This is a genomic window from Psychroserpens sp. (assembly GCF_047633235.1).
Classification (GTDB): Bacteria; Bacteroidota; Bacteroidia; order Flavobacteriales; family Flavobacteriaceae; genus Psychroserpens.
Genome location: NZ_JBLIET010000065.1, coordinates 1 through 11,037, shown reverse-complemented (window position 1 = coordinate 11,037; position 11,037 = coordinate 1). Strand labels below are relative to the sequence as shown.

Sequence of the window (11,037 nt, the reverse complement as noted above, 5' to 3'; positions counted from 1 at the left end):
GGTGTGAACTGAAAAAGTACTGTTCCGTTCTTATCTTGAATGCGTGTGACCATTACGGGTTTGTTATACACGCCTTTATTAGCAAATGTTGAATAGGCTGCAACCATTTCATACACACTAATATCTGGTGTCCCTAAAGCAATTGCTGGTACCGCAGGAATATAAGACTCTATTCCTAAATTTTTTGCCATATCTACCACAGGCTCTGGCCCCACCTTATCCATCAAACGTGCGGTTGCTGTATTTACCGAACTTCCTAAAGCTGCTTTAAGCGTTAAGAAACCGTCATAACGAGCATCATCATTCGTTACTGTCCAAGACTCTGGGTTTCCATACTTACCAGCTTCAATTGTTATTTGTTGTCTTGGTATCGTATCACAGGGTGATAAATGGAGTTGATCTATAGCTGTAGCGTATACAAATGGTTTAAATGTTGACCCAACTTGACGTTTTCCTGTTTTTACGTGGTCGTATTGAAAATGTCTAAAATTCATACCACCAACCCAAGCTTTTACATGACCTGTTTGAGGATCCATAGACATCATTCCTGGTTGTAAAAATGATTTATAATAACGCATTGAATCCATAGGCTTCATCACCGTATCAATTTCGGTAGGCTTTCCATTTTTCCATGCAAAAATGCTCATTTGCGTAGGTATTTGAAACGAAGCTTTGATTTCCTTATCAGATTTCCCAGCTAATTTTAAAACTCTCCAACGTTCCGATCGTCTCATACCAGAGTTCATTAATTTTTCTATTTCCTTGGTATCAAGTTCTAAAAATGGTGCTGTTTTATTTCGGTCTGGTGTATTTTGATTATCAAATTCTGCTTGCAATCTTGGCATGTGACGTCCTACTGCATCTTCTGCATACTGCTGCATTCTAGAATCTATAGTGGTGTATATTTTGAGTCCGTCGTTATAAAGGTTATATTTAGATCCATCTGGTTTTGGATTCTCTTTGATCCAATCTTTCATAAACTTATCAAGATACGCTCTAAAATAAGTAGCCGTTCCTTCACGATGTGATTCTGGAGAGTAATTCAAGTCTAGCTGTGTATCTTGTAGACTATCTTTTATGGCTTCGGAAATGTACTCATATTTGTACATTTGAGCTAAAACAACATTTCGTCTGTTTCTTACACCTACAGGATTACGATCTGATCTAGGGTTATACAGCGATGAGTTCTTAAACATCCCCACTAACATTGCAGATTCTTTCAGTTTTAAGTCTTTAGGCTCTTTCCCGAAGTAAATACGGGTCGCACTTCTTATTCCGTCGGCATTATTTCCGAAGTCATAAATATTAAAGTACATCGCAATGATTTCCTCCTTCGTATATTGACGCTCTAAACGGGTTGCAATCACCCACTCTCTAACTTTTTGAATAATACGTTGAAACTTGTTTGAAGACACTTGTTTTGTAAACAATAGCTTAGCCAATTGTTGAGAAATAGTACTTGCACCACCACCTCGTCCCATTTTATAAATGGCTCTCATTGTGCCTCTAAAATCGATACCTGAATGGTCGTAATAGCGTATATCTTCTGTAGCGACTAATGCATCGACCAACTCTTTTGGTAACTCCTCATAATCTATAGGTGTTCTATTATCATCTAAATAGAACTTCCCTAAAGTTTGATTATCTGAAGATATGATCTCTGTAGCTAAAAATGTTTTTGGGTTTTCTAAAATAGTATGATCTGGCATTTCTCCTAAAAGCCCCCAAGATGCTAATAGAAACATAAAGAAAAAGGTAAAAACACCTCCTGTAAAAAGGATCCAGAAGCGTCTTATATATTTTGAAAAGTTTTGAGCATTATCTTTAGTAGGTTTTTTCTTTTCTGTCCTTTTTTTTGCCATAATCAATACGTTTGCGAATGCTCTATTCTAAAACCAACATCTGTGATGCCTTCTAATTTGTCTATGCCATTGATGCTTCCATTTTCTCTCATCGCATGTTGTATACTGATACTATATTCTCCTATTTCATCAAATAGAAATGGCTGCTCATGCCCTTTATACCACAATTTATTTTCTTTAACATCTGAAAACCCAGTGCCTAAAAATGTACCATCTGGATTTGCCATTATATATTCTAATGTGTCTTTCTGAGTTTTTCCATTTGGGTAATTTAGCTCAACGATTAAACGCAAATTACTAAATTTATAAGCTTCTGTATGTCTTAAATTAACATACAAATTATAGGCCTCTGTAGAGTCTGGAGGCGTGACCTTAAACTCAACTGCGTTATCCTTATCCCATTCTCCAGAAACCGACTGATATTCATCAAAAACACGATTAGAATCACAAGACATAATGCTTAGAACGAGTATTACAAATGGTATCCAGTACTTACTTTTTTGCATTACTATTATTTGTGTTTTTAGGACGTTGTGTTTGATTACCTTTATTAGTTCTACGTTTCTTTTTGCGTTTTGGACCATCAAATCGTGTTAAACTATCTTGTCCAACAACGTTTTCAAACTCTGCTTTAGTATCTTCGATTAATACTGAGGCATACTCTTCTAAGCTTGCTACTTTTTCTCTTTTCTTATTTTTCTCTATAATTTCATTGGCTTGATCTGTGGTTAACACGTGCCAATTCATCCATTCTCCTTCATAAGCATACCAAAGGTGGCCTTTAAAAATATCTGTTTTTTGACATACTGCTTTTCCTTTTTCGGTAAACAGCTTGATATCAGATTTTGGAAATGCTTTTAAGGCATCTAGATACGCATCCAATTCATAGTTTAAACAACATTTTAATTTACCACATTGTCCTGCTAACTTCAAAGGGTTAAGCGATAGTTGTTGATAGCGCGCTGCAGAGGTGCTTACCGATCTAAAATCTGTTAACCAAGTGGAGCAACATAACTCCCTTCCACATGAACCAATACCTCCAAGACGAGCTGCTTCTTGTCGAAACCCAACTTGTTTCATTTCTATACGCGTTCTAAACTCACGTGCAAAAAGTTTGATAAGTTCTCTAAAATCTACACGCTCTTCTGCAGTATAATAGAACGTCGCTTTACTTGCATCTCCTTGATATTCTATATCTGAGATTTTCATATGAAGTTTTAAATCAATCGCAAACTGTCTTGCTTTGACTTTCATTGGCTCTTCTTTATCTCTAGCTGCTGACCAAATATCAATATCTTTTTGACTTGCCTTGCGGTAAATCTTCATAACGGTTTCTTCGTCATCAATATTTACTTTTTTACGCTTCATTTGAACTCTTACCAATTCTCCAGTAAGTGTTACCATACCAATATCATGACCAGAACTAGCTTGTGTGGCAACAATATCTCCAATGCTAAGGGTTAAATTTTCGGTATTTTTGTAGTATAATTTTCGCCCGTTTTTAAAACGAACTTCAACACCAATAAAAGGTTCTTGACCTTGCGGTAACGTCATGTTAGCTAACCAATCGAAAACAGTAAGTTTGTTGCAGCTATCTGTACCGCAAGTCCCATTATTTTTGCATCCTTTTGGTTGTCCATCCGTACCCGTTGAGCAACTTTTACAACTCATGAAATTTTATATATAATTTGATACTATGATTACAATATCAAATGAAGATTAATGTTTCTTTTGAACTGTAAATATAGGATTATTTATTCACAAAAAAGACGCGTGATAGTCGTGTGTTATTAAAATTGAAAATTGAGTTGTAACTTACTTATCAATGGATGAATTTTTTACTCTTAAAATTAATTCCCTAGAAAAAACCTTAAAAAAACCCCTAAACAGAACTTTTTATTCCTTTAAAAATGTATCAAAAATATTTCTCAAATCCTTTTTATAAGATAAATGATCTGCGCGTCCTTTCTTAAATATATCATTGCTATTCCCTTGGCCTTTACGAAACGCTTTCTGTTCTTCAAAAGGTAATCTATTAATTTCCATACAATTTGTTGAACAACAATTTTCCGTTTTTTCTTTACAAGTATCACATTGTATAAATAACAAATGACATGCTCCATTCGCACAATTGGTATGGAGATCTGCCGGTTTACCACATTGATGACAATTAGCTATTACATCATCGCTAATGCGCTCTGATCGACGTTCGTCAAACACAAAATTCTTACCAATAAATTTATTTTCTAACTCGCTAGATTCAACTTCTCTTACATAATTAATGATACCTCCATCCAATTGAAATACATTCTTGAATCCTTTATGCTTGTAATACGCACTTGCTTTTTCACATCTAATTCCGCCTGTACAATACATCACAAGATTTTTATCTTCCTTATGGTCTTTTAAATCTTCTTCAATAATATCTAAAGATTCTCTAAAAGTGTCTACGTCTGGAGTTACAGCATTTTTAAAATGGCCTATTTCACTTTCATAATGATTTCTCATATCTACCAAAACTGTATTTGGATCTTCAATAAGTTCATTAAATTTTAATGCATTCACATGAACACCTTTGTTTCTAACATCAAAAGTCTCGTCATTTAAACCATCTGCAACAATTTTTTGTCGCACCTTGACTTTAAGTTTTAAAAAGGCAAAATTATCATGCTCAATAGCAATATTTAATCTTACATCTTCTAAAAAAGTAATGGTGTCTAGATGATTTTTAAAGGCTTCAAAAATTTCTGCAGGAACAGAAAGTTGAGCATTTATACCTTCATGAGCGACATAAATTCGCCCTAAGACGTCAAATTCATCCCATGCTAAAAAGAGGTGATTTCTAAAAATTTGAGTGTTGCCAATTTTGGCGTACTTGTAGAAAGAGATTGTTAAGCGTTCTTTTCCCGCTTTCTCAATAAGCTCTGCTCTCTCTTTAGCACTCAAGTTATTGTACAGTTGCATGCTATACTAATTTTTAAGGTTAAAAAATGAAGGGCAAAGATAGGAAAAGTATCGAGTGTTAAGTATAAAGCATAAAAAAGCCCCGAGGATTCGACATAAACGGGGCTTTTTTAGAGGACTAACTCGTGATTAATATTTTTAAATTTACCTTAAAAACAGATTACGAGTTAGCCTCCGTCGCTTTTACAGTTGCTGTTCACATGAACTACAACTGCAGCACTAGAAGCCTTGTTAAAAATAATTTTTCTAAAAAATCTCATTTTTTAATAAGAATTTAAATTTGTTGAATATGCCCTATCCTATAGGATTTATTAAAATTATCGTGCCGTGAGAAACTTCAAACTAAGTCGCACACTTTTTAAATTAATAAAAAGTACAAAGCTCTTCGTTTCAATTTGTCAATAACCTTTAAACCCATTTACAGAATTAGAGCTTCTTTTTCATAGCAAGATTTCCCAATCTCAATTAGTAGATGCAAAAAGTTTAAAAAGGTTGCGTCATAAGTCAAAAAAAATTAAAAGATGTTGTATTTTAGCTAACCCTTTTTAAAGGAGATTAATTATAAAAATAACAAGGAAATGAGCAGTGAAAAAGAAGCAAAATTAAAAGCATTAAAATTAACATTAGATAAACTTGATAAGGCCTACGGAAAAGGAACAGTAATGAAAATGAGCGATCAAGCGGTAGTAGATGTTGAGGCTATTTCTTCTGGATCTTTAGGTTTAGATATTGCTTTAGGAGTTGGCGGATATCCTAGAGGAAGAGTTGTTGAAATATATGGACCAGAATCTTCTGGTAAAACCACATTAACTTTACACGCCATTGCTGAAGCTCAAAAAGCTGGAGGTATTGCCGCTTTTATTGATGCAGAGCACGCTTTTGATAGAACTTATGCCGAAAAATTAGGAGTAGATATCGATAATTTAATAATTTCACAGCCAGACAATGGAGAGCAGGCCTTAGAAATTACAGATAATTTAATACGATCTGGCGCTATTGATATTGTTGTTATTGACTCAGTTGCAGCATTAACCCCAAAAAGTGAAATTGAAGGCGAAATGGGTGATTCTAAAATGGGATTACATGCACGTTTAATGTCTCAAGCACTTAGAAAATTAACAGGATCAATTAGCAAAACAAATTGTACGGTCATCTTCATTAATCAATTACGTGAAAAAATTGGTGTTATGTTTGGTAATCCAGAAACCACTACTGGTGGTAATGCCTTGAAATTTTATGCTTCTGTGCGTTTAGACATTCGTCGTTCTACGCAAATTAAAAACACAGATGGAGGCGTAATGGGTAACAAAACTAGAGTAAAAGTTGTTAAAAACAAAGTAGCTCCCCCTTTTAGAATGTGTGAATTTGATATCATGTATGGTGAGGGTATTTCTAAAGTTGGAGAAATATTAGATGTTGCTGTAGAACAAGAAATCATTAAAAAAAGCGGGTCTTGGTTTAGCTATGGTGATACCAAATTAGGTCAAGGTAGAGATGCAGTAAAAGCATTGATAAAAGACAACCCTGAATTGATGGATGAACTTGAAGAAAAAGTTCGAGCAACTATCAAATCTGCGGAATAAAAAATATTTCAAAATAAAAAAATCCCTCTTCTAGGGATTTTTTTGTTTTTAGACGCAACCTTTTTATACTTTCTGCATCTACATGGTGAAATTATATATGTTTTAAAATTAATTTATATCAATGAAAAAGATTTTTTTATTAAGTTTCTTAATGTTTTCTCTGTTTTCATGCAGTGATGATAGTGACGTCTTAAATTATTATAACGAACCATTGCCCATTGAAAGTGTCAATGTTCCTGAGGCATTTCAGTTTGGACAAGTCTACTCTATAGAGGTTAATTACTTTAGACCCTCTAGTTGTCACATATTTAACACCTTTTTGGTTGAAAATAACGAAAACGAAACCACTATAATTCTAGTCAATACAGTTTATGAAGATTCAAATTGCGAAACTTTAGAAGCTAATTCAAACGAAGCTCAGGCAACCTTCAATTATCAGGTTAATGATATTGGTCCGCATGTCTTTAAATTTTGGCAAGGAAAAGACAATAATGGAAGTGACCTCTACTTAATTGTAGAAGTTCCAGTAGAAGAATAATATAAATTAATTAAAACAAATTATGTGAGTTTAGACCAGCTCATAGAGCGCTGTAAACATAATGATGCTCAAGCTCAAAGCCAATTATACAAGCGATATGCAAGTAAGTTGTTTTCGGTTTGTTTGAAGTATTCGCGCAATTACGTCGAAGCCCAAGATAATTTACAAGACGCCTATTTAACGATTTTTAAAAAGATTGGTCAGTTTAAAAGTCAAGGCTCATTAGAGGGTTGGATGAAACGTATTACCATCAACACTGCTTTACAGCGGTATAGAAGTGCTGGTGTTTTTGACATTATAAATGAAGACCAAATTGAAGATGTATACGTAGATGTTGAAGACGATGACATGAGCATTGACTATCTACTAAATATCATTCAAGAGTTACCAGACCGTTATAGGTTAGTATTTAATTTATACGCATTAGATGATTACTCGCACAAAGAAATAGCTGAGATGTTGACTATCTCTACTGGTACATCAAAATCAAACTTAGCAAGAGCACGTACGATTTTAAAAGAAAAAATAAAACACTATAAAGCGAGTCACAATTCGCAAAGTATATAATGAGTGAAAAGAAACACATAGACAAACTCTTTAAGGAGCAACTCAAAAATTTTGAAGCCACTCCTAGTGATGCTGTCTGGCAAAATATTGAGGCAGCACTCAAGAAGGAGAAACGTAAACGAAGAGTGATTCCTATTTGGTGGAAAGTCGCAGGTGTTGCCGCAGCTCTAGTATTGATGTTTACTGTTGCTAATACGTTACTAAACAACTCTGGCGGGCCAGTTGAACAAAAAGTTGTTGATACCAAAAAGTCTAATAGCGAATCAATAAACGAAGATAGGATACCTAATGGTTCCGAATTAAATACTTCAGAAGGTGCAGAAAACAACACCATTGTGGGAAGCGAAAAAAATTCCTTAGAAAACAATGAAGATAATAACAGTAATACTCTTGAAAATAATCTTACATCACCTAATACGTCAGACCACAAAACGAGTATAACCCTTTCCGAAGAGAAAGAAAAGCAAGAGATCGAAAACAGTAAAAACGAGACCCATAAAAACAAATCGGTTATAAAGAACAAATCATTACAACGTGATGCGATTGTTTCTACTGAAAATAAAAAAATCAAAAGCAACAAAGAAAACAGCAACCTCAAAAACAAAAACACTGTTGTAAAAAACGCTAATGGTCCTGTATTTCAAGATGAGGACCTTAAAAACGATATTAGAAAAGAACAATCTGAAATTGATAAACTTATAAAGCAAACTAAGAAAAACAACACCTCTCAGGTGACATCTTCTAATGCTTTAGAGAAAAAGAATAGTGACATAAGAATAGATTCTTCAAAAACGAAAGACTTAGAAACGACAGAAAATGCCATAGCCAAAGCCATTGCTTTAACTGAAAACGAAGACAGTCAAAAAGTTAACGATTCTATTAATCCCTTAACAAAACGCTGGAGTGTTGCACCAAATATGGCTCCTGTCTATTTTAACACCTTAGGCAGTGGGTCTCCAATTGATGAGCAATTTGTAGATAACACTAAAGAAGGAGACGTTAACGTAAGTTATGGTGTAAAAGGTGCTTATGCTATCAATAAAAAGCTTACAATTAGAGCAGGAGTTAGCAAAGTTAATCTAGGCTATTCTACAAATAATGTAGTTGCTTTTAACAGTTCTAGTGCATCTGCCTCGTCTGATAGGGAATTACAACATATTAATATAAGTGATTCTACCATGACTTATTTAAGCGCCAATAATTTAAGGTTTGCTAATGGTCCAGAAGTCCTGTTTCTAAAAGAGCAAGGGTCTATTAGCCAGCAATTAGGATTTATAGAAGTCCCTATTGAATTAGAATACAATGTGCTTGACACTAAAATTGGAGTCCATCTTATTGGTGGATTTAGCACCTTGTTTTTAAGTGATAATGATGTGTACTCTGTAGAAAATAACGGAGACAAAACACGTTTAGGAGAAGCTACAAACATTAATAATATGAGTTATAGTGCCAATTTTGGAATTGGTATCAATTATAACATTTCAAAACAATTACGATTTAATCTTGAACCCACGTTCAAGTATCAAATAAACACTTTTAATGATACGTCTGGTAATTTCCAACCGTTTTTCATTGGTGTTTATACAGGACTTAGTTTTAAGTTTTAGGTTTTTTAGTTGGTTAGATAATTATTGCAAAATGATGAGCAATGATGACGAAAAGCTACTCCGTGCCAGGAGTGGCTTTTTTGTATGTAATCGTTTGTTCGTTGAACGTTTTCAATTGGGATAATAGTAATTGATGTGTTTGGGCATTGATTGTTTTAGTGTCCTTAACTTCCAATCCTTCCGTAGCGATAAAACGATGCACCTTCGCTCTCATTTTCCCTGGACTTCCACTAAAAAACGTATAGGAAAATCGCTTTTTATTATCGCCAAATGTAATGGGTACAATTTGAATTTGATGATTGATTGCCATTCTAAACGCACCATCTTTAAAGTCGTCTAATACAATGCTTTCATCTGGCACACCACCTTCTGGGAAAATGCAAATACTCATGCCTTGTTTTAAACGTCGTTGCGCTCTTAAAAAAACCGTTTGCCTACTTTTAGCATCGTTTCTATCTACTAAAATACTGGTGCGCTTGTAGAAAAATCCAAATAATGGAATTTTTGCTAACTCCGCTTTACCAACAAATACAAATGGATTTTTAACAGATACCAACATCAACATAATATCTGCCATGGAGGTATGATTAGCCACAAACATGTAGCTTTCATTTTTCTTCGGAATCTCCTCACGCTCAATCTTAACCCTAAAACCCATCCCAATTAAAATAAACCACGACCATAAACGAGCAATCTTAAAAAATAAAGGATACCAGGACTCTTTTAAAATCGAGACAATCAATATTGGAAATAACACAATAATTGGTATGGCCACCAAAATGTAGAACCAAATGCGATATAACGTATAAAATATGTTCTTAAAAATCTTCATTGGGCTCAAAACTAGTTAAATTAATTCAACATTTCTACTAAAAAAATTACCTTTGCTGACGATATACAACGAAGTTGAAGTTGAAGACTATATCAAATAGAAAAACTAGTTAAAAAGAGATACCTGCTTTCGCAGGCAATACTATGGCAAGAATACTCACAGGAATACAAAGTACGGGAACACCTCATTTAGGAAATATATTGGGTGCTATTTCACCTGCAATCAACATGGCAAACGACGCAAACAATGATTCGTTTCTTTTTATAGCAGATATGCACTCATTGACACAGATAAAAGACGCAGAAACATTGCGTCAAAACACGTATTCTACGGCTGCTACATGGTTAGCATTTGGTCTAAATGTTGATAAAACTGTATTTTACAGACAAAGTGATATTCCACAAGTTACCGAGTTATCATGGTATTTAAGCTGCTTCTTTCCCTATCAACGATTAACATTAGCACATAGTTTTAAAGATAAAGCTGACCGTTTAGAAGATGTTAACGCTGGTTTATTTAGCTATCCAATGCTCATGGCAGCAGATATCTTATTGTATGATTCTGAAATCATACCAGTAGGCAAGGATCAACTCCAACATATTGAAATGACGCGTGATGTAGCATCACGTTTTCATGCTAAAATGGGAGAGACCTTTATACTTCCAGAAGGAAAAGTTTATGAAAATACCATGCTTATTCCTGGTACTGATGGTGCAAAAATGAGTAAGAGTAAAGGTAATATCATTGATATTTTTTTACCTGAAAAGAAACTACGCAAACAAATCATGTCTATCGCAACAGATAGCACACCTCTTGAAGACTCAAAAGATTGGGCAACTTGTAACTGCTTTGCTCTGTATAGTTTATTAGCATCAAAAAATGAAATTACAACCATGAAAGCCAATTACGAAAAAGGCGGTTATGGTTATGGTCATGCAAAGCAGGCGTTATATGAACTCATACTTTCTAAGTTTTCTACGGAAAGAGAACGTTTTAACCACTATATGTCTAACCTGAAAGAGATAGATACTGCATTAGCAATTGGAGCTGAAAAGGCTAAGATTGTTGCTAATAAGGTGTTGAA

General features: G+C 34.3%; 10 protein-coding genes. 5 read left to right on the top strand and 5 right to left on the bottom strand.

The annotated features are described in order from the left end of the window. The 4 genes from ACJAZK_RS13880 to ACJAZK_RS13865 form a co-directional block, all read right to left on the bottom strand. Positions 1-1,862: transglycosylase domain-containing protein (locus tag ACJAZK_RS13880; RefSeq protein WP_415224542.1), on the bottom strand; the 1,862-nt coding region annotated here is incomplete at its 3' end. Positions 1,863-1,864: 2 nt separating this feature from the next. Then, entirely contained in the window at positions 1,865-2,368 is a 504-nt protein-coding gene (locus tag ACJAZK_RS13875) for a gliding motility lipoprotein GldH (protein WP_415224541.1), read from the bottom strand. Continuing rightward, positions 2,355-3,533, bottom strand: coding sequence for a PSP1 domain-containing protein (locus ACJAZK_RS13870; protein WP_415224540.1), 1,179 nt, complete (start codon positions 3,531-3,533; stop codon positions 2,355-2,357). Before ACJAZK_RS13870 ends, ACJAZK_RS13875 begins: the two co-directional genes overlap by 14 nt. A 225-nt stretch (positions 3,534-3,758) precedes the next feature. After that, positions 3,759-4,826 carry a rhodanese-related sulfurtransferase gene (locus tag ACJAZK_RS13865; RefSeq protein ID WP_415224539.1) on the bottom strand — a complete coding sequence of 356 codons (1,068 nt, stop codon included), beginning with the start codon at positions 4,824-4,826 and terminating at the stop codon, positions 3,759-3,761. Between the two features lie 578 nt (positions 4,827-5,404). Between ACJAZK_RS13865 and recA the strand changes: the two genes are divergently transcribed. The 4 genes from recA (at position 5,405) to ACJAZK_RS13845 (ending at position 9,121) form a co-directional block, all read left to right on the top strand. Further along, positions 5,405-6,409 carry a recombinase RecA gene (recA, locus tag ACJAZK_RS13860; protein ID WP_028870640.1) on the top strand — a complete coding sequence of 335 codons (1,005 nt, stop codon included), beginning with the start codon at positions 5,405-5,407 and terminating at the stop codon, positions 6,407-6,409. Between the two features lie 121 nt (positions 6,410-6,530). Further along, positions 6,531-6,947, top strand: coding sequence for a hypothetical protein (locus ACJAZK_RS13855; protein ID WP_415224538.1), 417 nt, complete (start codon positions 6,531-6,533; stop codon positions 6,945-6,947). A gap of 24 nt (positions 6,948-6,971) precedes the next feature. Further along, entirely contained in the window at positions 6,972-7,514 is a 543-nt protein-coding gene (locus tag ACJAZK_RS13850; RefSeq protein WP_415224537.1) for an RNA polymerase sigma factor, read from the top strand. Next, positions 7,514-9,121, top strand: a complete 1,608-nt coding sequence (locus tag ACJAZK_RS13845) for a hypothetical protein (RefSeq protein WP_415224536.1) — start codon at positions 7,514-7,516, stop codon at positions 9,119-9,121. Before ACJAZK_RS13850 ends, ACJAZK_RS13845 begins: the two co-directional genes overlap by 1 nt. Before the next feature lie 55 nt (positions 9,122-9,176). Here ACJAZK_RS13845 and ACJAZK_RS13840 read toward each other — a convergent pair whose 3' ends face one another. Beyond that, a complete protein-coding gene (locus ACJAZK_RS13840; RefSeq protein WP_415224535.1) occupies positions 9,177-9,953 on the bottom strand; it encodes a lysophospholipid acyltransferase family protein in 777 nt (258 codons plus the stop codon). A 143-nt stretch (positions 9,954-10,096) separates the two neighbouring features. Between ACJAZK_RS13840 and trpS the strand changes: the two genes are divergently transcribed. Then, positions 10,097-11,037 (top strand): tryptophan--tRNA ligase (gene trpS, locus ACJAZK_RS13835; RefSeq protein WP_415224534.1); only part of this gene is annotated, 941 nt, incomplete at its 3' end.

Bases quoted from the DNA above. Each gene is read 5' to 3' on its own strand.
- ACJAZK_RS13875 (WP_415224541.1), bottom strand. From the start codon at position 2,368: ATGCAAAAAAGTAAGTACTGGATACCATTTGTAATACTCGTTCTAAGC.
- ACJAZK_RS13870 (WP_415224540.1), bottom strand. From the start codon at position 3,533: ATGAGTTGTAAAAGTTGCTCAACGGGTACGGATGGACAACCAAAAGGA.
- ACJAZK_RS13865 (WP_415224539.1), bottom strand. From the start codon at position 4,826: ATGCAACTGTACAATAACTTGAGTGCTAAAGAGAGAGCAGAGCTTATT.
- recA (WP_028870640.1), top strand. From the start codon at position 5,405: ATGAGCAGTGAAAAAGAAGCAAAATTAAAAGCATTAAAATTAACATTA.
- ACJAZK_RS13855 (WP_415224538.1), top strand. From the start codon at position 6,531: ATGAAAAAGATTTTTTTATTAAGTTTCTTAATGTTTTCTCTGTTTTCA.
- ACJAZK_RS13845 (WP_415224536.1), top strand. From the start codon at position 7,514: ATGAGTGAAAAGAAACACATAGACAAACTCTTTAAGGAGCAACTCAAA.
- ACJAZK_RS13840 (WP_415224535.1), bottom strand. From the start codon at position 9,953: ATGAAGATTTTTAAGAACATATTTTATACGTTATATCGCATTTGGTTC.